This window comes from Nocardioides zeae, assembly GCF_010686755.1.
Taxonomy (GTDB): Bacteria; Actinomycetota; Actinomycetes; order Propionibacteriales; family Nocardioidaceae; genus Nocardioides; species Nocardioides zeae.
On the sequence record NZ_JAAGXA010000002.1, the window covers coordinates 267,172 to 286,759 of the forward strand.

General features: G+C 74.7%; 17 protein-coding genes. 5 read left to right on the forward strand and 12 right to left on the reverse strand.

Annotated features, from left to right (window positions below; translation table 11 throughout):
• Positions 1 to 48: 48 nt before the first annotated feature.
• The 3 genes from tilS to dacB are packed head-to-tail and all read right to left on the reverse strand — an operon-like array spanning position 49 to position 3,763.
• Positions 49 to 1,041, reverse strand: coding sequence for a tRNA lysidine(34) synthetase TilS (gene tilS / locus G3T38_RS04580; RefSeq protein ID WP_163770888.1), 993 nt, complete (start codon positions 1,039 to 1,041; stop codon positions 49 to 51).
• Complete coding sequence (locus G3T38_RS04585) at positions 1,038 to 2,114, reverse strand: zinc-dependent metalloprotease (protein ID WP_163770889.1); 1,077 nt, start codon at positions 2,112 to 2,114, stop codon at positions 1,038 to 1,040. Before G3T38_RS04585 ends, tilS begins: the two co-directional genes overlap by 4 nt.
• On the reverse strand, positions 2,111 to 3,763 hold the full coding sequence (dacB, locus tag G3T38_RS04590) for a D-alanyl-D-alanine carboxypeptidase/D-alanyl-D-alanine endopeptidase (protein WP_163770890.1): 1,653 nt from the start codon (positions 3,761 to 3,763) through the stop codon (positions 2,111 to 2,113). Before dacB ends, G3T38_RS04585 begins: the two co-directional genes overlap by 4 nt.
• A gap of 133 nt (positions 3,764 to 3,896) precedes the next feature.
• Between dacB and G3T38_RS04595 the strand changes: the two genes are divergently transcribed.
• Positions 3,897 to 4,394: an inorganic diphosphatase gene (locus G3T38_RS04595; protein ID WP_163770891.1), complete on the forward strand. Its 498-nt coding sequence runs from the start codon at positions 3,897 to 3,899 to the stop codon at positions 4,392 to 4,394.
• Positions 4,395 to 4,758: 364 nt separating this feature from the next.
• Here the strand turns inward: G3T38_RS04595 and G3T38_RS04600 are convergent, their stop codons facing one another.
• Genes G3T38_RS04600 through G3T38_RS04625 form a run of 6 tightly spaced genes read right to left on the reverse strand, consistent with a single transcriptional unit; the run spans position 4,759 to position 12,492 of the window.
• Positions 4,759 to 5,490: a methyltransferase domain-containing protein gene (locus tag G3T38_RS04600; RefSeq protein WP_163770892.1), complete on the reverse strand. Its 732-nt coding sequence runs from the start codon at positions 5,488 to 5,490 to the stop codon at positions 4,759 to 4,761.
• Positions 5,487 to 7,556, reverse strand: a complete 2,070-nt coding sequence (locus G3T38_RS04605) for an acyl-CoA dehydrogenase family protein (protein WP_163770893.1) — start codon at positions 7,554 to 7,556, stop codon at positions 5,487 to 5,489. The genes G3T38_RS04600 and G3T38_RS04605 overlap by 4 nt, the downstream gene beginning before the upstream one ends.
• Before the next feature lie 40 nt (positions 7,557 to 7,596).
• A complete protein-coding gene (locus tag G3T38_RS04610) occupies positions 7,597 to 8,766 on the reverse strand; it encodes a phosphatase PAP2 family protein (RefSeq protein WP_338037468.1) in 1,170 nt (389 codons plus the stop codon).
• Positions 8,767 to 8,810: 44 nt separating this feature from the next.
• Positions 8,811 to 9,794: an ABC transporter ATP-binding protein gene (locus G3T38_RS04615; RefSeq protein WP_163770894.1), complete on the reverse strand. Its 984-nt coding sequence runs from the start codon at positions 9,792 to 9,794 to the stop codon at positions 8,811 to 8,813.
• The gene (locus G3T38_RS04620) at positions 9,794 to 11,464 is read right to left on the reverse strand and encodes an ABC transporter permease (protein WP_338037469.1); all 1,671 of its coding nucleotides are present in this window, start codon (positions 11,462 to 11,464) and stop codon (positions 9,794 to 9,796) included. Before G3T38_RS04620 ends, G3T38_RS04615 begins: the two co-directional genes overlap by 1 nt.
• Positions 11,440 to 12,492, reverse strand: coding sequence for a thiamine ABC transporter substrate-binding protein (locus G3T38_RS04625; RefSeq protein ID WP_163770895.1), 1,053 nt, complete (start codon positions 12,490 to 12,492; stop codon positions 11,440 to 11,442). Before G3T38_RS04625 ends, G3T38_RS04620 begins: the two co-directional genes overlap by 25 nt.
• Positions 12,493 to 12,650: 158 nt before the next feature.
• Here G3T38_RS04625 and G3T38_RS04630 point away from each other — a divergent pair, with 158 nt between their 5' ends.
• Positions 12,651 to 13,106, forward strand: coding sequence for a GNAT family N-acetyltransferase (locus tag G3T38_RS04630; protein WP_163770896.1), 456 nt, complete (start codon positions 12,651 to 12,653; stop codon positions 13,104 to 13,106).
• A 454-nt stretch (positions 13,107 to 13,560) separates the two neighbouring features.
• Here G3T38_RS04630 and G3T38_RS04635 read toward each other — a convergent pair whose 3' ends face one another.
• From G3T38_RS04635 to G3T38_RS04645, 3 genes are all read right to left on the reverse strand, one after another.
• A complete protein-coding gene (locus tag G3T38_RS04635; protein WP_338037470.1) occupies positions 13,561 to 14,679 on the reverse strand; it encodes an MBL fold metallo-hydrolase in 1,119 nt (372 codons plus the stop codon).
• Positions 14,680 to 14,728: 49 nt separating this feature from the next.
• Positions 14,729 to 15,859, reverse strand: coding sequence for a hypothetical protein (locus G3T38_RS04640; protein WP_163770897.1), 1,131 nt, complete (start codon positions 15,857 to 15,859; stop codon positions 14,729 to 14,731).
• 232 nt (positions 15,860 to 16,091) lie between these two features.
• Positions 16,092 to 16,502 carry a hypothetical protein gene (locus tag G3T38_RS04645; protein WP_163770898.1) on the reverse strand — a complete coding sequence of 137 codons (411 nt, stop codon included), beginning with the start codon at positions 16,500 to 16,502 and terminating at the stop codon, positions 16,092 to 16,094.
• A 75-nt stretch (positions 16,503 to 16,577) separates the two neighbouring features.
• On the opposite strand from G3T38_RS04645, the gene G3T38_RS04650 reads away from it, so the two are divergent.
• The 3 genes from G3T38_RS04650 to G3T38_RS04660 all read left to right on the forward strand — a co-directional run bounded on the left by G3T38_RS04650 (position 16,578) and on the right by G3T38_RS04660 (position 19,503).
• Positions 16,578 to 17,459, forward strand: coding sequence for a DICT sensory domain-containing protein (locus tag G3T38_RS04650; protein WP_163770899.1), 882 nt, complete (start codon positions 16,578 to 16,580; stop codon positions 17,457 to 17,459).
• A gap of 75 nt (positions 17,460 to 17,534) precedes the next feature.
• Positions 17,535 to 18,623 (forward strand): HpcH/HpaI aldolase/citrate lyase family protein, encoded by a 1,089-nt coding sequence (locus tag G3T38_RS04655; protein ID WP_163770900.1) that lies wholly within the window; start codon positions 17,535 to 17,537, stop codon positions 18,621 to 18,623.
• A 1-nt stretch (position 18,624) separates the two neighbouring features.
• A complete protein-coding gene (locus G3T38_RS04660) occupies positions 18,625 to 19,503 on the forward strand; it encodes an HpcH/HpaI aldolase/citrate lyase family protein (RefSeq protein WP_163770901.1) in 879 nt (292 codons plus the stop codon).
• The last annotated feature ends 85 nt before the right edge of the window (positions 19,504 to 19,588 follow it).

The following is a 19,588-nucleotide window of genomic DNA, read 5'->3' on the forward strand; positions in this document are numbered from 1 at the left end:
CAGCCTGCCACAGGTCGCCCGTCGGCCGGGCGGCGGCCCGCGCCCGGATCAGGCGGTCCGGCGGAACCCCACCGTGCCGGCGCCGCGCACCGCCGTCACGTGGCCGGGGAGCTGCACCGCCGCGCCGCCGGGCGCGTCGGCGAGCCGGGCCAGGGCGTCGACGTGCACGGCGAACAGCTCGGCGTCGCGCGCGCCCGCGGCGAGCGCCGCCCGCCGCAGCACCCGGCTGGCGATCGCCCGCGGCAGGCCCGCCAGCCCGGCGAGGTCCACCTCCGTGGCGAGGTCGCGCCCGCCGACGACGTCCTCGTACGCCGCGGCGGCGACCTCGTCGAGCGCCGCCAGGTCGTCGGAGAGGAGGTCAGCGGTGCGCGCGAGGTTGTGGCGGACCCGCGGGTTGAGCACGTCCTCGAGCACCGGCAGCACCTCGGCACGGACCCGGGCCCGCAGGAAGCGCGGGTCGCTGTTGTGGGGGTCGGTCCACCAGGTGATGCCCTCGGCGACACAGGCCGCCTCGGTCTCGGCCCGGGTCACGTCGAGCAGGGGCCGGCGGAACACGTCGAACCCGCGGCGCATCCCGGCGATGGAGCGTCCGCCCGAGCCGCGGGCCAGGCCGAGCAGCACCGTCTCCGCCTGGTCGTCCAGCGTGTGCCCGAGCAGCACCACCGGCGCCTCGACGGTCGTCGCCACCTGGCCGAGCACGGCGTACCGGGCGTCCCGGGCCGCCGCCTCCACGCCGAGACCGGCGGAACCGACGCTGACCGTCGCGGAGAAGGTCTCGTCGGCACCGAGCGCGGCCATCTGCTCGACGACGCGCGCGGTGTGCGCCGCCGAGCCCTCCTGCAGGCCGTGGTCGACGACCGTGCCGACGACGTGGGTGCCGGTCGCGTCGCGGGAGGTGTGCGCGACGAAGACCGTGGCCGCGAGCAGCGCCAGGGAGTCGGCGCCCCCGCTGCACGCGACGACGACCGTCGGCGGCCGCTCGGCCTCGAGCACGCGGCGCACCGCGGAGCGCACCGCCGCCACCGCCGGCGGGAGCGTCACCCGTGCACGCGCGCGACCCAGGCGGCGGGGTCGGCGATCTCGGCCTTGGACGGCAGGTGGTCCGGCGACGCCCAGACGGCGTTGAACTCCTCCATGCCGACGCGGTCGACGACGTGACGCACGAAGGCGGCGCCGTCGCGGTACTGCGCCATCTTCGCGTCGAGCCCGATCATCCGGCGCACGAGCCGGTCGAGGAACCCGAGGCCGTCGCGGCGCTGCTCGAACGCCTTGCGGATCCGCCGGACGGTGGGGATGACGCTCGGGCCGACGCCGTCCATCACGACGTCCGCGTGGCCCTCGAGCAGCGACATGACACCGGTGACGCGGTCGACGATCTCGCGCTGCTCCGGCGAGCCGAGCATGTCGACGAGCGACCCGCGCGCGCCGTTGCGGACCGCGTCGACGACCCGGGAGAGACCGTCCTCCAGCACCGAGGTCGGGTCGAGCGTGCCGGCCAGCGCGTCGACCTGCCCCCGCAGGTGCTCGCGCAGCCACGGCACCGCGGTGAACTGCACCCGGTGGGTCTCCTCGTGGAGGCAGACCCACAGGCGGAAGTCGGCGTGGCGGGCACCGATGTCCTCCGCCACCTGCCAGACGTTCGGGGCGACGAGCAGCAGGCGACCGTCGGGCGCCACCTCGGCCGGCGCGAACGGGTCGAACTGGCCCAGGACCTTGCCGGAGAGGAAGCCCAGGAGCACCCCCAGCTCGGCGCCGGTGACCCGCGACCCCACGGCGGTGGTCGCACGGCGCACCACGGCGGGCGGCTGGATCCCGCCCTCCGCGCTGCGCTCGGCCAGCCGGGCCAGGAAGGGCTCCATCATCACGGCGAAGCTCTGCGTGTTGGCCTCGATCCAGCGCGGCCGGTCGACCACCAGCACGGGCGCCGCGTGGGCGGGCGCGACCAGCCCGGTGAAGTCGGCGACCAGGCCCGTCGAGCGCGCCGCGTCGGACCGCAGCGCCGTGACGGTCTCCGCGACCTGGGCCGCGGGGACGTCGGGGGCCGGAGGGGCGAGGCGGGAACCGAGGCGGGCAGCGAGGTCCCAGTCGATGGCCGCGCCCGGGGAGGAGGTCATGCCGGCGACAGTACGTCGCGGGCGGTGGCCGCCGCGGCGTCGTCGCCCTCCCCCGGCGTGCTGCCCGGGCCACCGGCCGGGGGCTCGGTGGACGGCGCGGTCGGCGTCTCGTCCGGCGGCGCGGTGGTGGTCGTCGTGCACACGCAGGCCGCGAGCGCGGCAGCCGCCCGGTCGATCGCCTCGCGGCCGTCGAGCGCGCCCTCGGGAGCCACGCCGTCGGCGATGACGACGAAGAGCAGGGGCTGGCCCGTCGCGTCCTGGACGATCCCGGCCAGGCCCTGGACGCCCGTCAGGGTGCCGGTCTTCGCGCGGACGGCGCCGAGCCCGGCCGGGTCGGCCGTCGTGAACCGGTTGGTGAGCGACCCGGAGAAGCCCGCGACCGGCAGACCCGTCAGCACGTGGCGCAGCTCCGGGTGGTCGGCCGACGACGCGACGGCCAGGACGTCGACGAGCGTGCTCGGCGCGAGCAGGTTCTCCCGCGAGAGCCCGCTGCCGTCGGTGAGCACGTCGGACCCCAGGTCGACGCCGAGGTCGCCGAGCACGCGGCGTACCCCCGCCGCACCGCCCTCGAACGACCCCGACCCCTCCACCTCGAGGCCCACGTGGTGGGCGAGCACCTCGGTGGTCTCGTTGTCGCTCACGGCCAGCAGGTGCTCCACGATCTCGCCGAGGGGCGCGCTGTCCACGGCCGCGAGGCGCGGGCTGTTGCCCGCCAGGCCCGTCGAGGGCTCCCCGACGACGGTGATGCCCGCCTCCGCCAGGGCCCCCGCGAACCAGGTGGCGGTCGCGGCGGCAGGATCGGCGAGCGGGTCGCCCTCGTCGTCGTACCCCCGGTCCGACGTCAACGCCACGATCGGCGCGACGACGTCGTCCGGCACGTACGACACCGGCCACACGGGGTTGATCCCGGGACCGGTGAACAGGCTTGCGTCGTAGGACAGCTGGACCTGCGTGCGGCCCGCCTCGGTGAGCGCCGTCGCCGTGGCGGTGGCGAGCTCGCGGAGCGACGGACCGAAGCCGTAGCGCGACGGCCGCTCCGTCGGCACCGGCTCGCGGGTGAGCAGCGGGTCGCCGCCGCCCACGAGCACGATGCGGTGCAGCGCCGCAGCCTCCCCGTCGGTGGGCCCGTCGGTGGGTCCGCCCGTCGAGCCGCCCGCCGCGCCGTCCGTCGGCGCGGCGGGGCCGGCGTCGACGACCTCGGTGGTGAACGTGTGGTCGGGGCCGAGGGTCTCCAGGGCGGCCACGGAGGTGAGGACCTTGGTGGTCGACGCCGGGATCACCTGCGGCACGCCGGCCGTCCAGGCGTCGGCTCCGCTCAGGGGCGCCACCGCCACACCGACGCGTGGCCCCAGGTCGTCGTCGGCGAGCTGCGGGGCCAGCGCAGCCTCGAGGGCGGCCGGGTCGAGCGCACCGGCGGTGGCGTCGACCTCCGTCAGGAGCGGGTCGGGCTCCGCCACCGGAGGGAGGTCGAGGCCCTCCGGCGCGGCGACCGCCGCGGGGTCACCCGTCCGATCGTCGGGGTCGCCGAGCCACCGGTCGGCCAGTCCGAGCCTCCACGCCCCGGCGCCGGCACCTCCCAGGAGGACCAGCACCAGCACGACGAGGAGGGGGACCTTGACGCCCCGCCTGCGGCGCGTGCCCTTCGCCACCTAGGATCACCTCAGTTTCGATCGGTTCGGCGTCATTCTGCGCGAGGGCACCGACAAACTTGACCGTGGCCTCCGGTCGCGGCACCCACACGATCGACCGCGCTGGCGCGGTCGCGACGCGGAAGGCAGCAGCGTGCTCGAGTTCGACGTACTCGTGGAGATCCCCAAGGGCGAGCGGAACAAGTACGAGGTGGACCACCACAGTGGTCGCCTCCGTCTCGACCGCACGCTGTTCACCGCGACGCAGTACCCGACCGACTACGGCTACATCGAGGACACCCTCGGTCAGGACGGCGACCCGCTCGACGCGATGGTCATCCTGCTGCAGCCGACCTTCCCCGGCTGCCTCATCAAGGCCCGTGCGATCGGCATGTTCCGCATGACCGACGAGGCCGGCGGCGACGACAAGGTGCTGTGCGTGCCCGCGGGCGACCCGCGCTACAGCCACTACAACGACCTCGGCGACGTGTCGAACTTCGACCTCCTCGAGATCAAGCACTTCTTCGAGGTCTACAAGGCGCTCGAGCCCAACAAGTCCGTCGAGGGCGCCGACTGGGTCGGCGCCGAGGCGGCGCAGGCCGAGGTGGCCGCGTCGTTCCAGCGGTTCAAGGACAACGGCAGCAAGTACTGAGCTCCTCTGCTCAGCAGCGCCGGCTCCGGCCGGTACGGCGAGGGCGGGACACCCCATACGGGGTCCCGCCCTCGTGCTGTTCGAGCCCTCGGCGTGTAACGCGGTGTCCGGGCTTCCGTGGAAGTGGTCGACCACCGCACACGTAGCACCAACACCGCACCAGTTGATCCAGCCGGCCGCTCGGGGCCCCGCCGGCCGGACCGTCGGTCGCGATGGCGACCGGGCCGGCGGCGTACGCCATCCCCCGCTGTAACGCGGTGTAGGTGCGTCCGAGCGCGCTGCACGACACTTCCATGGACACCCGGACACCGCGTTACAACCGGTGGTGGTGGCGTCCTGCACCCCAGCCGCGGGCCGGGGACCGTCAGGCAGCGACCCTCGCGCGTGTGCCGCGGAAGTACGCCAGCGCACCGGACGGACGCATCGTGAAGCCCTCGAGGCCCGCCGCGTCGGCCCACCGCCGGAGGTCGGCCGACGAGCACATCGGGCCGATGAGGCCGCTGGCGCGGCCCACGCGGCGTACGCCCTCCCAGCGACGGCCGGTGTCGGTCAGCACCGCGGAGCCGAGCAGGGTCCCGCCGGGACGGAGCACGCGCACCATCTCGACGAACGCCGCGTGCGGGTCGGGGAAGCAGTGCAGCCCCGTCAGGCTGAGGACCCGGTCGACGTCGCCGTCGGGCAGCGGCAGGGCGGTCACGTCCGCCTCGAGCAGCGTCACCTGGTCCGCCACCCCGAGGCGCTCGGCGGTGCGCCGGGTCCGGGCGAGCATGGCGGGGGCGAGGTCGGCGGCGACGTACTCGATCCCCTGTCCCGGCCGCACGCCCCGCAGGGCGACGCCCGAGCCGCACGGCACGTCGAGCACGCGCGACCCCGCGGGCAGGGTCCCGGTCTCGTCGGCGGCGTCGAGGAGCAGGCGCAGGTCCGACCCCACGGCCAGGCGCCAGCCGGTCGAGCCGAGGCGGGGGTGGTCGACCGACCAGCTGTAGACGTGCGCCCACGCGGGGTCGTCGGCCCAGCCGCCGGCCAGGCCCCGCAGCCGCCCCAGCACGCCGCCGCCCACGCCGCCGCCCACGCCGCCGCTCGCGCCGCCGCTCACGCCGACTCCGCGACCCGCTCCGCGGTCTCGCCCTGCGTGTGGTGGCCCGGCTCGTGACCCACGGCGGGCGGGTCGCCGGCCGTCACGACGGGGCCGAGCAGGTCGGGGGCGCGGAGCACCTCCTCCGGCACGCCGAAGGCGTCGACGAGCTGCCGGGCGATCGGGCGCACGCGCCGGCACAGCGCGTCGACCTCGCGACGGACCGCCTTCGAGCGGGCCGCGGACATCCGGCCGGACTCCATGAACCACGCCCGGTCGGCCTCGATCATCCGCAGTGCGTTGAGGTCGACGAGCAGGCCGAGGGCCCGCTTCTCGGGGCCGTCCTCGAGACCGGCGACGCGCGCCACGAAGGCCTCTTGCACGACGCGGTCCATGTGGGCCCGCGCGGCGGCGATGACGTGGGGCTGCACCTGGGAGAACACCGCGCCGGGGTTCATGCCGCTGTCGACGCCCCGCTTGAGGCGCCGGGCCGCCGAGGAGATCACCTGCTCCTCGCGGTAGCGCAGCATCGCGAGCTGGTAGTCCGTGTCGAGCAGACCGGCCTCGTCCTCGCCCTCCGCGCCGGTCGGCAGGAGGTCCCGCACCCGGTCGAGGAGCTGGTGGGCACGGGTGCGCTTGACGATCTCGTCGAGCGCGATGCCGGCGACGAGCTTGACCATCTCGAACTGGTCGGCGTCCTGGAAGTCTCCGGCGTAGTCGGTGAGCAGGCCCTTCGCGACGAGCTGCAGCAGCACGTGGTTGTCGCCCTCGAACGTCGTGAAGACGTCGGTGTCGGCCTTGAGCGCGGCGAACCGGCTGGCGGAGAGGTAGCCCGCCCCGCCGCACGCCTCTCGGCACTCCTGGATGGTGCGCGTCGCGTGCCACGTGCCGACCGCCTTGAGGCCCGCGGCGTGGGACTCCAGCGCACGACGGGACCGACCGTCGGTCTTCTCGCCGGAGAACACGGCGTGCAGCTCGGCCGCCAGGTCCTCCTGGGCGACGTGGAGCGCGTAGGTCTGCGCGAGCAGCGGCAGCAGCCGCCGCTGGTGCTGCCCGTAGTCGAGCAGCAGCTCCTCCTGCTCGCCCGTCGCCTCGAACTGGCGTCGCCGCTCGGCGTACCGCACCGCCAGCACCATCGCGACCTTCGCCGCGTTGATGCCGGCGCCGCCGACGCTGACGCGGCCCTGCACGAGCGTGCCGATCGTCGTGAAGAAGCGGCGCCCCGGGCTCTCGATCTCGGAGGAGTAGACGCCCGCGGGCGACACCGTCGCGAACCGATCGAGCAGGTTCTCGCGCGGGATCCGCACGCCGTCGAACCACAGCCGTCCGTTGTCCACGCCCTGCAGCCCCATCTTGTGGCCGCAGTCCTCGATGCGCACGCCGGGCGCCGGCACGAGCTCCCCCGCGTCGTCGCGCACGCGGATCGGCACGATGAACGCGTGCACGCCCTGGCTCTCGCCACCGATGTGGAGCTGCGCGAACACGACGGCGAGCTCGCCGTGGCGGGCGGCGTTGCCGATGTAGTCCTTGCGTGCGGCGTCGTGCGGCGTCTCGACGACGAACTCGTCGGTGGCCACGTCGTACGTCGCCGTGGTCGCCAGCGCCTGCACGTTGGAGCCGTGGCCCGACTCGGTCATCGCGAACGACCCGAGGATCGTCCCGTCGATGATCCCGGGGAGGTACGCCGCGTGGTGCCGCTGGGTGCCGAGCTGCAGCACCGCGCCGCCGAAGAGCCCGAACTGCACGCCGACCTTGACGAGAACCGACAGGTCGCCGAACGCCAGCGTCTCGAAGGCCGCGATGGACGCCCCGATGTCGCCTCCGCCACCGTGCTCCTCGGGGAACCCGAAGCCGGTCTGGCCGGTCGCGGCGACCTGCTGGACGATCGCGAGGACCCGGTCGCGGTAGGTCTCGCGGTCGAGGTCGTCGACCTCGCCGAGGAGGTCGGCGTGCTCGACGAGGTTGCGGCGCACGAGGTCGCGGACCTCGGCGTACTTCCCGTCCAGGATCCGCTGCAGCGCGGCCGGGTCGGGGGCGACGGTGTGCTCGGGGGCGGCGTCGCGGGCGACGCCCAGGTCGGTGGCCATGCCGCCAAACTACCGGCGGGTCACCAACCGCGGGAGGCGCTCAGTCGGGGTCGCGGGCCGCGGGCGACGCGTCCCTGCGGCGGAGGCGCCGGAGGAACCGCGACGGGTCGAGCCGCGACGCGCTGGGCGCCCGCTCCTCGTCGGTCTCGACGCGCACGTCGACGTCGCGGCCGTCGGGGCCGAGCGGCACCCGCGACGTGGTCGTCGTGGGATGGCTGGAGAACCCGCGTCTCTCGAACTTCTGCCCGCTCGCCACGCCTCCCACGTAGAACGCGACCACCGCGATCATGGCTCCGGCGATGTCGTCGGCCACGTAGTGCCAGCCGAAGTAGAGCGTCGCGATGATCGTGAGGCCGAAGTTGGCCCAGAAGACCCAGTGCACGATCCGGCTGCGGATCGTGTACTGCACCATCAGGGCCCACAGCAGCGTGATCGCGGTGTGCAGGCTGGCGAAGGCGGCGGTCGACTGGAGCCCGTCGCCGTCGCCCCACAGCACGTTGGTGCGGCTGTAGAACAACGAGTCGGCGAGCTGGCTGGCCCCCGTGTCGAGGTCCGCGTAGAGCCACGGGAAGGCGAACTTCGGGCCGAGCGCCGGCAGCATGTAGTACGTCGCCGTGCCCAGCGTCCAGGCGATGACCTGCGACGTCACGAACCAGTAGCCGAACGAGATGTTGCGGGACCAGATGGTCCACACAGCGACGAGCACCGGCACGAGCGGCAGGTACCAGAGGTAGATCGTCGAGATGAACTGCTCGAACCAGGCGAACCCGAAGATCGTGTGGAGCACGGCCGACGGGTCGTTGCCGAGGAACAGGATCTTGTCGAGCGCGTGGAGCTCGGTGTCGTACTTCTTCTCGCCCAGCACGAACGGCAGGAACGACTTGAGGTTCCGGTAGCAGGCGTAGGTCACGTAGAAGCAGCCGATGCCCAGCGCCACGAGGGTGAACCGCTCGCGCGTCCAGTGCTCCCGCCAGCGCGCCTTCACCAGGTCGGGGACCTGCGACAGGCGCATCCGCGAGTGCCACAGCGCCCGCGGCACCAGGTCGGCGAGGAGCGCCAGGCCGACGAGGAGCGGGAAGCGCAGCCAGCCCGGGCCGAGGAAGCCCTCGGGGTCCACGACGCTGCGTCCGAGCGACAGCGCGGTGACGACCGTGAGGATCGCCATCGTCGCTGCAACCCCGATGAGGAGGACGTAGGCGCGGCGATACACGCCGGTCAGTGTAGACGTGCGTCCGCCGCCTCCCCTCCCCGCCGCTACCTCCCCGGCCCGCCGAGCGGCGCCGTGCCCGTCGGGTCGACGTGCACCTCCACCCGCTCGCCGGGCTCGGGCTCGGGGGTCCCCGGCAGCGGCACGACGTCGACCGGACCGACCCCGTCGAGGTCGACCAGGAGCCGTCGCCCGGCGCTCGTCGCGCGGGCGTGGAGCACCGTTCCTGTGCACGCTCCCCCGGCGCCGGCGGCGAGCGTGAACGCCGTACGGCGCACCGCCCGGTCCCCGACGACGTGGGGGTAGCCGAGGAGGCGGGCCACGGCCGCGTCGCGCGGGGCGGCGTCGACGTCGGCGACGGCGCCCTCCTGCACGACGCGCCCGTCCCGGACGAGCGCCACGCGGTCGGCCACGGCGTAGGCCTCGTCGACGTCGTGGGTGACGAGCAGCGCCGTGGTGCCGGCGGTGCGCAGGATGCCGGACAGGTCACCGGCCAGGCGCTCGCGCAGCGCACGGTCGAGTGCGGAGAGCGGCTCGTCGAGCAGCAGCAGCCGGGGCGCGCAGGCGAGGGCCCGGGCGAGGGCGACCCGCTGCCGCTCGCCGCCCGAGAGGGTGCCGGGCGCGCGGTCGGCGTAGCCGTCGAGGCCCACCAGCGCCAGCAGCTCGCCGACCCTCGCCCGGGTCGCCGCCCGCGGGGTGCGCCGCAACCGCAGCGGGTAGGCCACGTTGCGGCCGACGCTGAGGTGGCCGAAGAGCTGGCCGTCCTGGAACATCAGGGCGAAGCCGCGGCGGTGCGGCGGGACGCCGGCCAGGTCGGCACCGTCGAACGCGACGGAGCCCGCGGTGAGCGGCTCCAGCCCGGCGACCGCCCGCAGCAGCGTCGACTTGCCGCTGCCGGAGGGGCCGAGCACGGCCAGCACCTCGCCCGCCGGCAGGTGGAGGCTCGCGTCGGCGAGGGCGGGCACGCCGTCGTACGCCACCGTCACCCCGCGCAGCCGCAGGCCGCCCTCCGGGTCCTTCTCCTCCACCATCACACCGCTCCCACGCTCGGCACCCGCAGGCGCTCCACCACCAGCACCACCGCCGTCACCGTCGCCGCCAGCACGACCGCCGCCGCCATCGCCATCCCCGGGTTGGACTGCGCGCCCGTCGTGCCCGGCGACCCGAGGAGCCGGCCGATGACCACCGGCAGCGTCGGGTGGTCGGGACGGGACAGGAACGACGTGGCGCCGAACTCCCCCAACGACGTCGCGAAGGCGAACCCCGCGGCCGCCAGCAGCGGCCGCCACACCACGGGCAGGTCGACGACGAGCAGCGTGCGGGCCGGGGACGCCCCGAGGGACGCCGCCGCCTGCCGCTGCCGGTCGTCGATGCCGGCGAGCACCGGCACGAGGGTGCGGACGACCAGCGGCAGCGCGACCAGCGCCTGCACCAGGGGCACGAGCAGCGGCTCGTCGCGCAGGGCCAGCGGCGGGCGCGCGACCGTGACCAGCAGCCCGAAGCCGAGGACCACGGCCGACACCCCGAGCGGCAGCATGAAGAACCCGTCGAGCAGGCCGCGCGCGACCCGCTCGGGCCGGGAGCGGGCCCGCCGCGTCACCACGAGCGCGACGAGCAGGCCGAGCAGCAGCGCCATCCAGGTCGCGTCGACGGCGACCTGGAGCGAGTTGCGCAGGGCGGTGAGCACCGGCACGTCGAGCGCCGTCGTGATCCCCGGTTCGTCGAGCGCGCGGTAGTTGGCCAGCGTCCACTCGCCCCGTACCTGCAGGGACGCCACGGCGAGGCCGACGATCGGGAGGGCGGTCGCGAGCACGACGAGCCCGGTGACGACGAGGGCGGGGACGTCGCCGCGCCGCGCCCGCCGGGGTCGCGGCGGGACGCGGTCGACGGGCACGGCGTCGCCGGCCCGGCCCCGCAGCCGGCCCAGGACGGCGAGCAGCGCCACGACCGTGACGACCTGCACGAGCGAGAGGCAGGCCGCGGCGGGCAGGTCGAAGGCCCGGGTGAGCAGGTAGATCTCCGTCTCCACGGTCGCGTAGCGCAGGCCTCCGAGCGTCAGCACGACCCCGAACGCCGTGGAGCAGAAGAGGAAGACCACGGCCGCCGCCGAGGCGAGCGCCGGGCGCAGCGCGGGCAGCGTCACCGTCAGCAGCACCCTCGCCGGGCTCGCCCCGAGCGCGGCGGCGGCCTCCTCGGCCCGGGGGTCGAGGCCGGCCCAGGCGCCACCCACCACCCGCACGACCACGGAGATGTTGAAGAAGACCAGGGCGGCGACGATCGCAGCGGGCGTGCCGTCCCAGCCGAGGAAGCCCAGCAGCCCGCCCTCGCCGAGCAGCGCCCGGAACGCCGCGCCGACCACGACGGTCGGCAGCACGAACGGCACGAGCGTCAGCGCCCGCAGCACCCGGGCACCGGGCACCGCGACCCGGAAGAGGGCGTAGGCGACCGGCAGGCCGAGCACCAGCGACAGCAGCGTGCCGAGCGCCGCCGACCAGAGCGTGAACCACAGGACGCGACCGGTGCGGTCCCGCCCCAGCACCTCGACGAGGCCGCCCGGGTCGAGGTGCCCGTCGGGCGCGAGCCCCCGCACGAGCATCGCGCCCACGGGGAGCACGAAGAACACCGCCACGACCCCCAGCGGCAGCGCCGCGAGGGCCAGGAGGCGGAGGGTGCGGGTCAGCGCTGCGTCTCCTCGCGCCACTCGCCGATCCACGTCTCCCGGTTCGCGGCGATCTCGGCAGGCTCCATCGTGTACGGCGCGGCCGGCCGCGGGGCGAACTCCGCCCACGCCGCGGGGAGCTCGACGTCGTCGCGCACCGGGTAGACGTACATGTTGTCCGGCAGGGCCGCCTGGACCTCCTCCGACAGGAGCCAGGACACGAGCTCCTGGGCGCCCTCGGGGTTGTCCGCACCACGCAGCACGCCGGCGTACTCCACCTGCGTGAAGCACGTGTCGAGCAGGGCGCGGGTCGTCGTCGCGGACCCGTCCTCGGTCGTCGTGAACGCGGGCGAGGAGTCGTAGGACAGCACGATCGGCCGCTGGCCGTCCTCGCCGCCGCCCGTGAAGGACGTGTAGTAGGCGTCGCTCCAGCCCGCGACCAGCTCGGTGCCGTTGTCGACGAGGCCGCGCCAGTAGTCGCGCCAGCCGTCCTCGCCGTACGCCGCGACCGTCGTCAGCAGGAACGCGAGACCCGGGCTGGAGTCGACGGGGCCGGGCGTCACGAAGAGGTCGGCGTAGGTGGGGTCCACGAGGTCGTCGAGCGACTCCGGCTCGGCGAGGCCCCGCTCGGCGAACCACGCGGTGTCGACGTTGACGCAGACGTTGCCCGAGTCGACGGGGACGAGGCGGTCCTCGTCGGCGAGCGCGAAGGCGTCCGCGCCCGACGGCAGGTCGCCCTCGAAGGACTCGAGGGCGTCGGCGTCGAGGAGCCGGCTGGCGAACGTGGTGTCGACGCCGAAGACCGCGTCGGCGCCGGAGTCGTCGGGGTTGAGGGCGATCTCCGTGACGACCGCCCCGGCGTCGCCGGGCTGGCGGATCTCGAGGTCGACGTCGTGCTCGGCCTCGAACTCCTCGATCAGCTCGTCGGGGAGGCTGAAGGACTCGTGGGCGACGAGCACCAGCTTCTCGGTGCCGCCGCTCGCGCTCTCCCCCTCCCCGAACGTCGAGCAGGCCGCGAGGGCCGGCAGGACCAGGGCCCCCGTCACGAGGGTGGGCAGGATGCGACGCATGGCGTGACTCCCTTCGCCGGTGCTAACCGGAGCAGGTTCGAGGGTCTGCGGCGGATCCGCACTCTCAGCGCCCTGGCCATCTCGGCTCTCGGCGCTCCCCTGTCGTTGGGGGCCGACTCTACGCTCCGCCCGCTCCGGGGCCGTGAGACGGTCGGCCCATGGACGTGCGCACCCTCGCCTTCGACGAGCTCCCCCCGCGGCTGGCCTACCGGGTCTGGCAGCTCCGGCAGGAGGTGTTCGTGGTGGAGCAGGAGTGCCCCTACCCCGACCTCGACGGCCGCGACGACGAGCCCGGCACGCGCCACGTGCTGCTGCTCGACGGCGACGAGCTGCTCGGCTACCTGCGCGTGCTGTCCGACGGGGACGACCCGGAGACCGGCGAGCCGGTGGCGCGCGTCGGCCGGGTCGTGCTGGCGCCGGCCGCCCGGGGGCGTGGCCTCGGAACGCCGCTGATGCGCGCGGCGCTCGACGTCGTGGGCGACCGGGTCTCCGTGCTGAGCGCCCAGGCGCCGTTGGCGGGCTGGTACGGCGCGCACGGGTACGTCGTCAGCGGCGACGGGTACGACGAGGACGGCATCCCCCACCTGCCCATGACGCGGCCGGCGGGAGGCTGAGACAGGCGCCGCCCGGAGCCGGTGCTGGCCCGGGCTGGGCTGGGCTGGGCTGGGCCGGGCTGGGCCGGGCCGGGCCGGGCAGGGCCGAGAAATGTGCGGCTGGGACACCTCCGGCTCGCCCTGGGCTGCACCAGCGGCACAGTTCCGAGCCCGACCGATCACCCGACCGATCACCCGACCACCCCACACCCCGGGACGTCATGCGAACCGCAGGCACCGGGCACCGCTGCGCATGACGTCCGGCGGTACGACGCGGGTCTGGCGCCGCGCACGCCGCCGGCCATCCGGCCGAGGCCGAGGCCGAGGCCGAGAAATGTGCGGCTGGGACACCGCCGGCTCGCTCCGGGCCGCACCAGCGGCACAGTGCCGCGCCCGACCCATCGCCCACGGGCGGGCCGGACCCGGCTCAGCCCGGGCCCGGCTCAGCCCGGGCCCGGCTCAGCGCGAACCCGGCTCAGGCCCGGCGGTACCGCGCCGGCACGCCGCTCACCGGGTCGCTGCCCGGGAGCGAGCCCGCGGCGGCACCGATGGCGTCCGCGAAGCCTTGGTCGCGCTCGACGACCGCCTGGCCGCGCGCGACGAGGACCTCGAGGTGGGCCCGCGTCTCCATGACGGCGAGGGCCGCGTTGAACCGGTCGAGGGACGACCAGGCCCGCTCGTGGCGGGTCCAGGTGAGGTGGCTGGCGACGTCCTCGGCCGTGGCGCCCGCGCCCCCGACCTCGAGCGGCGCCAGGCTCTGCTCGAGCCGGGCCTCGTGGTGGGCGAGGAGCTCGTCGACCCGTGCGTGGGCGGAGCCGGTGACCGGCCCGTGGGCGGGCAGCAGCCGCAGGTCGGGCAGCGCCCGCACCTTGGCCAGGGAGCCCATGAAGTCGGCGAGCGCACCGAGGCGCGTGTCGGGCTCGAAGCCGATGGAGGGCGTGATGGTGGGGAGCACGTGGTCGCCCGCGAAGAGCAGGCCGGCGGCGGCGTCGGCGAAGACGTAGTGCCCCGCGGTGTGTCCCGGGGTGTGGACCGCGTCGAGGCGTCGGTCGCCGACCGCGATGGGGACGTCGCCCTCGATCCAGGTGTCGGGCAGTCCCCAGGTCTCCGCCTCGTCGTCCGCCGGAGCGGCCAACCACGCCTCGGCGGTGCGCACCGAACCGGCGTCGGCGAGGTGGGCGGCCATGACGCGGCGTACGGCGTCGCCCTCGGCCGCCAGCCGCAGCGAGGTCTCCTCACCGCGACCGAGCGCGACCTCGGCACCGGTGGCCCGGCGCAGCGCGACGGCCTGCGAGTAGTGGTCGCGGTGCACGTGGGTCACCAGGAAGCGGCGGATGTCGCCGACGCCCGCGTCGATGGTGGCGAGGGCCTTCTCGAGCGCCTCCCGCGACTCGTCGATCGCCCAGCCGCCGTCGACGAGCGTGAGCGACCGGCCGCGGTCGTCGGCGGTCTCGACCGCGTAGACGTTGACGGCCCGCAGCCCGTCGTTCGGCAGCGGGAGGGGGATGCGGTGCACGCCCGGGGCCACCGGCCACGCCCCGGGCGTGGCCCAGGGGCGGTCCGAGTCGGGCGAGATGGCGTCGGCGGTGCTCACCCCGGCAGGCTAACCGCTGCCCGAACGGACGCTCGGGCGGGTGGCGCGGTCAGGGACGCGCGCGCCGGCGGCGGCGCCGCAACGCCAGCAGCTGCGTCGCGAGGGCCAGCACGCTGAGCACGCCGATGACGACCGCGCCCCACCACGCCCAGGTCGGGACGGCGTCGCGACCGAGCAGCAGCACCACGGCAGCGATGACGACGCCGGCCACGTTCGAGACCGTCTCGACGACGGGGAAGCGGGAGGCGTCGGTCGCGTCCAGCATCGCCTCCGTCGCCGCGCGCCCGACCGTCGTCGCCTCGTGGGTCGTCACCGGCAGGTCGGAGGTCCCCTCGAGCACGTCCAGCGTCTCGGGCGGCAGTCCGAGGGCGGCGACCACCTCGGGCAGGTCGACCGGGTGGCCGCGGAAGGCGGACCGGCGTCGTACGGGGTCGTCGCCCCACGACGTGAAGTCCTCGTCGGCGTGCTGGGGAACGAGGTCCGCGAGCACGTCGGCCACGAGGGCGCGAGCGGGTTCGACGTCCTCGAGCGCGTCGGCGTGCACGGTGGGCCAGAGGTCCGCCGGCCAGTGCCGACCGCCGACCACCTCGCCCTTCGCGACGTCGAGCACCGTCGTGTGCCCGGCGTCGAGCAGGACCAGGACGCCCGTGGCGGAGCGCCCGGTCGCAGTGGTGGAGACCAGGTGGGCGATCACGTCCTCCTCGGCGGGGACCACCCCGGGGGCGGGCACCCAGGTCACGAGGTGCCACCCGCGCACCTCGCGCACCTCGGTGCGCGAGCCGGCGGCGTCCTTGCCGACCGGGCGGTACTCGCGATCGCCCGCCGGGAGCACCAGGACGGCGTGCCACCCGTCGGCCAGCCGGGTGTCGACCTCGTCCTCGAAGCGTCGAAAGACGACGCTCCCGGCCGGGACCCCGAGGTGGTCGGCCAGCTCGGCGACCGCGAGGTCGAACCCGTAGCCCTCACGCCCCACCCGCACGAACCGCCAGCGGGCGCGCGCATCCTCGGCGCTGTAGCGGCCGTGCGTGTCACCGACGGTGAAGAAGGCCGCCCGGCCCCGCTCGTCGAGCCCGACCCGGCCGACACCACCGGTCGTGCGGACCGCCGCCGCGAGGGCGTCCACCTGGACGCCGGGGAACGCCACCTGCATGAGCTCGACCTGGTCGCGGGAGCGGAACATCTCACCTCGTGAGCCGTGCTCACCGAGGACGCCGGCCCGACCTACGTGCAGCGGGGGCACAGCGGAAATGGGAGAACCGCGGTGGCGTCTCGGGTCACCACCGCGGTTCGAGAAGAAGTATGCCGCGCCAGGGCCGCCGACGTCTCAGTTTTCCTGCGAATCCCTCACAACGTCTCCGCAAGAGGCTCCACCTGCCACCGGGCGACCGCCCACCGACCGACATCGGCGCAGGTCAGGCCGCCTGCGGGACCACGGACGGGACCTCGATCGCGCCCGGCGTGGCGCGCTCCTGACGGCGCCGGTCGCGGGCCGCGCCGCGTCGTACGGCGCCGGGCCACGCGTGCAGCCGCAGGTGCGTCGCCCCGGTGAGCGCGCGCTGCCACCACGGCACGGCGGCGACGCCCAGGGTCACGAGGGCACGCCCCCGGCACTCGACCCGCACGACCACGCCCCGCTCCGCCATCCGGGTGGCCGCCTCGCGCACCTCGCGGCTCGCGCGCACGCGTCCGAAGGCCGCGGGGTCGTCGATCCGGAGCACCAGCCCGTCGCGGTCGCGCACCAGCACCGCCGGGACGGCGCCGTCACGGCCCGCCATCTCGAGGAAGAGGCCGCCCACGTGGCCGACGCACCGGTGATCACCCATGTGAACAGCGTCCACCACCGGCCCGAAAATCTCAACAAGAAATCTAAACGGACTGTTGAGGTATAGGATCCAGCCATGGCTCACCCCCGATCGACCGACGCCGGTTCGACGTCCGTCGGCGACCTCGCCATCGGTGAGCTCTCCGAGGCCACCGGCGTCAGCGTCCCGACCCTGCGCATGTGGGAGCAGCGCCACGGCTTCCCCATCGCCCGCCGGTTGCCGAGCGGTCACCGGCGCTACGAGGCGGCCGACATCGAGCTCGTGCGCCAGGTGCTCGCCCACCGGCGGGCCGGCCTGCGGCTCGACCAGTCGATCTCCCGCGTGCAGCTGGCCGCCAGCCCGCCCACCGCCTCGGTCTTCGCCGAGCTGCGCGGCGTCAACGTCGGCCTCCCCGTCCACCGCCTCAGCAAGGGCACGCTCATCGCCGTCTCGTGGGCGATCGAGGACGAGTTCATGGCCCGGGCCCAGCGCCCCCACCTGTACGGCGCGTTCCAGCGCGCCCCGTTCTGGGAGCGCGCCGAGCCGCGCTGGACCGACCTGGCCCAGCGCGCGGCGACCACGATCGTCTTCGCCGACTTCGCCGAGTCCGACCCGCCCGCGCAGGCCGGCAGCGTGCGGCGCGTGGGCCTCCCCGACGACTCGCCGCTGCGGAACGAGTGGGCCGTCGTGTGCGACTCCGACGACCTCTGCATCGCCCTGTCCGCCTGGGAGATCCCCGGTCAGGCCGGCGTGCCCGACGACCGCCGGGAGTTCGAGGCCGTGTGGTCGCTCCGGCCGGCCGACGTCGCGACCGCCGCCCTCGTGTGCGCCACCGCCGCCGGCGAGTCCGCGACCGTCGCCAGCGAGGGGGCGCTGCTCCGCGCCGTGCGCCCCGGCCCCCGGGTCGACGCCGAGTGGGCGGCGGCCGAGGCGCTCTTCGCCCGGATGGTGGCCTACGTGGACCGCCGGCAGCGCTGATCACACCTGGTCGGGCCGGATCTCTGCCCGTCCGGGCGGCGATCGGGCGGTCCGTCGCTGCTACGTTCAGTTTTCATGCGCAGCGCCAAGGACTTCTTCGCCCCGCTCGCCGTCGGGGCCCCGGCCCCGGTCCGCGAGGTGCCCGCCCGACCGAGCCGGGCCATCCACTTCTTCGACCCGAGCAACCCCAAGATGGCGGCCAAGGTGCCCGCCATGGTCGGCACCGTGGACGTGCTGCTGGGCAACCTCGAGGACGCCGTCAAGGCCGACAAGAAGATCGAGGCGCGCGAGGGCCTCGTGCGGATCGGGCAGGAGGTCGACTTCGGGCCCACCCAGCTCTGGACCCGCATCAACTCGCTCGACAGCCCGTGGGCGCTGGACGACCTGACCACGCTCGTGCCCGCCATCGGCCACAAGCTCGACGTCGTCATGGTCCCGAAGGTGCAGGGCGCCGAGGACATCCACTACGTGGACCGTCTGCTCGCCCAGCTGGAGGCCAAGGCCGGCCTCGAGCGGCCGATCCTCGTCCACGCCATCCTCGAGACCGCCCGCGGTGTCGCGAACGTCGAGGAGATCTGCGGCGCCTCCCCGCGCATGCAGGGCCTCTCCCTCGGACCGGCCGACCTCGCTGCCGACCGCCGCATGAAGACCACCCGCGTGGGGGGCGGCCACCCCGGCTACCTGGTGCGCCAGGACCCCCCGAAGGGCGAGGACGGCACGGCGCAGATCGAGGCGCAGCGCGCGACGTACCAGCAGGACCTGTGGCACTACACCGTCGCCCGCATGGTCGACGCCTGCGCGGCCCACGGGATCTACCCCTACTACGGGCCCTTCGGCGACATCACCGACGTCGTCGCCTGCGAGGACCAGTTCCGCAACGCCTTCCTGCTCGGCTGCGTCGGCACCTGGTCGCTGCACCCGAAGCAGATCGCGATCGCCAACCGCGTCTTCTCCCCCAGCGTCGAGGACATCCGGCACGCGCGCCGCGTCGTCGCGGCGATGGGCGACGGCACCGGTGCCGTCATGCTCGACGGCAAGATGGAGGACGACGCCTCCCTCAAGCAGTGCCTCGTGATGGTCGACCTCGCCGAGCAGCTGGCGGCGATCGACCCCGAGCTGAAGAAGCAGTACGACGCGATCGACGCCGAGCCGCAGGGAGCCTGACATGACCGAGCCCGCCTTCACCCCCCTCCGCTCCGTCCTCTACATGCCCTCGTCCAACGCGAAGGCGTTGGAGAAGGCGAAGACGCTGCCGATCGACGGCGTGATCCTCGACCTCGAGGACGCCGTCGCCCCGGACGCCAAGCCCGCCGCGCGCGAGGCGGCCGCGGCGGCCGTGGGCTCCGGCGAGTACGGCCGCCGCACCCTCACCATCCGCGTCAACGGGCTGGGCACCGCGTGGCACGACGACGACATCGTCGCCGCCGCGCAGGCCGGCCCCGCTGGCATCGTCGTGCCCAAGGTCAACAGCGCCGAGGAGGTCAAGCAGCTCGTCGCCGCCATCGAGAAGGCCGGCGCGCCCGACCACACCCGGCTCTGGGCGATGGTCGAGACCCCCGAGGCCATCTTCGGCGTGCGGGAGCTCGCCGCCGCCGACGAGCGCCTCGCCGTGCTCGTCATGGGCACGAACGACCTCGTCAAGGAGCTGTACGCCGAGCACGTGCCCGGTCGCGCTCCCCTGCTGACGTCGCTGTCGTGGTCGGTGCTCGCCGCCCGCGCCGCCGGCATCGCCATCCTCGACGGCGTCTACAACGACGTGAAGAACACCGAGGGCTTCCTCGCCGAGTGCACGCAGGGCGCGCAGATGGGCTTCGACGGCAAGACCCTCATCCACCCCGGCCAGGTCGCCGGGGCCAACGAGACCTTCGCGCCCAGCGCCCAGGCCGTCGAGGACGCCCGCGGCATCCTCGCCGCCTGGGAGGAGGGCAAGGGCTCGGGCGTCGTCACCTACAACGGCAAGATGGTGGAGAACCTCCACGTCGAGTCCGCACAGCGCACGCTCTCGATCCACGAGGCCATCACCGGCCTCGAGACCGACGCCTGACCCACCCACGCCACGGCCCGGCACGACCCCCGCGGTCGCGCCGGGCCGTCGTCGTGCCGGGCCCGACGTAACGCCGCGGCTCCCC

Excerpts from the sequence above, each read along its gene's own strand:
- G3T38_RS04585 (WP_163770889.1), bottom strand. The coding sequence starts at position 2,114 with ATGACCTCCTCCCCGGGCGCGGCCATCGACTGGGACCTCGCTGCCCGC.
- G3T38_RS04605 (WP_163770893.1), bottom strand. The coding sequence starts at position 7,556 with ATGGCCACCGACCTGGGCGTCGCCCGCGACGCCGCCCCCGAGCACACC.
- G3T38_RS04615 (WP_163770894.1), bottom strand. The coding sequence starts at position 9,794 with ATGGTGGAGGAGAAGGACCCGGAGGGCGGCCTGCGGCTGCGCGGGGTG.
- G3T38_RS04625 (WP_163770895.1), bottom strand. The coding sequence starts at position 12,492 with ATGCGTCGCATCCTGCCCACCCTCGTGACGGGGGCCCTGGTCCTGCCG.
- G3T38_RS04630 (WP_163770896.1), top strand. The coding sequence starts at position 12,651 with ATGGACGTGCGCACCCTCGCCTTCGACGAGCTCCCCCCGCGGCTGGCC.
- G3T38_RS04640 (WP_163770897.1), bottom strand. The coding sequence starts at position 15,859 with ATGTTCCGCTCCCGCGACCAGGTCGAGCTCATGCAGGTGGCGTTCCCC.
- G3T38_RS04645 (WP_163770898.1), bottom strand. The coding sequence starts at position 16,502 with ATGGGTGATCACCGGTGCGTCGGCCACGTGGGCGGCCTCTTCCTCGAG.
- G3T38_RS04650 (WP_163770899.1), top strand. The coding sequence starts at position 16,578 with ATGGCTCACCCCCGATCGACCGACGCCGGTTCGACGTCCGTCGGCGAC.
- G3T38_RS04655 (WP_163770900.1), top strand. The coding sequence starts at position 17,535 with ATGCGCAGCGCCAAGGACTTCTTCGCCCCGCTCGCCGTCGGGGCCCCG.
- G3T38_RS04660 (WP_163770901.1), top strand. The coding sequence starts at position 18,625 with ATGACCGAGCCCGCCTTCACCCCCCTCCGCTCCGTCCTCTACATGCCC.